Genomic DNA, 1,159 nt, shown 5'->3' with positions numbered 1-1,159 from the left:
GAAAGAACGTTACACTATCAGTTAGACCCTTTGGGTCAGTACTGTCCGGTAGAGAAAATAATTTTTTAGTTGGTCTCACTCAAAAACTCGGCTTTAACAACCTTGCTTCGGCTAGAAGGTATTTTGATGCAGAGATTGCAAATCAGCTTGCTCACTAATTTTTACTGAAAAGCCGTGGAAATTTTGGGTTGATTATTGATTGAATTACTTTAGTTTTCCCTAAATGGGATCAAATTTTCGCTTTCAAAAGCTATTTAAACTCTTGAAAGCCTAATTGCTTCGTATCCGACGGGTAAATGTGCCGTTGTCGAAGCCTTTTTAGAAAGTTGCTCCGAAAGAGGCAAACCAACTTTTTTTAAATACCTTAACAAGCGGCCATATGTCGGTTTGACCACCCGATCCCAAAAGCCAGAACGCATTGGTGGGAAAGTTGCGGCCAAATATTTGAATAATGTTCCAAATATCATCGCTAATGCTGGTAACCGTTTTATTGCTTGTGGATGATGAACGTAGTGACGACCACCACCGCCCGACAACAAATACTTGGCTGCCTGAGGAACGCCTTCAATCGGCCATCGTTCAGGATACATTTTCGCCATCGACTCCGACGTTAAGGCCACGACCGGTGTCCCAAGCAGGAGAGGATCATCATAATCTGGATGATGAACGGCGATGACCTTAATTGGAATGTCTCGCAGCCTCTTTTTTGTCTTGTCATCAGTAAGGTTGTCTAGGTGACGCTCAAGCAGGTAGAGAGGATGCCAAACCTCAATCTTAACCTCAGTTCCTAACTCATCAATCGATGTAATCGTTTCATCGGGTGCAGTTCTTGGGAGGGTGTTTTTTCCATGTTGCCGTTCTAATGGTCTAACGATCTCGGCTTGATGACGGCTTGGCGCACGTCCTTTTTCTGATGTTCGTGCAGGGATTTTCCCGGGTGTGCGGCCAAGAGTGCAGTTTTTCGGTAAGCGGATCAAACATTGATGAATGCCATGGATCATTGCATTTGCCAGTGAAAAACCAGCATCAAAAAGGGCGATGTCTTCCGCAGTGAGCAGATTAGCTACCTTTGTGTACACCTTTGTCATTTCATTTGACGGGTCATTCTTCTGGATATCGCCACATAAAAGCATGTCTAAAACGGCAACTCTCTGATTGA

General features: G+C 44.0%; 1 protein-coding gene. It reads right to left on the bottom strand.

Going from position 1 to position 1,159, the window contains the following annotated elements:
* Positions 1–254: 254 nt before the first annotated feature.
* A partial coding sequence (locus F6K63_RS36970) for a hypothetical protein (RefSeq protein ID WP_287315025.1) occupies positions 255–1,159 on the bottom strand: 905 nt, incomplete at its 5' end.

Origin of the sequence: Moorena sp. SIO1G6, assembly GCF_010672795.1 — a bacterium.
GTDB classification, from domain to species: Bacteria; Cyanobacteriota; Cyanobacteriia; order Cyanobacteriales; family Coleofasciculaceae; genus Moorena; species Moorena producens.
Note: the sequence above shows the minus strand (reverse complement) of the source record. Positions and strands in the feature narration are given on the sequence as shown.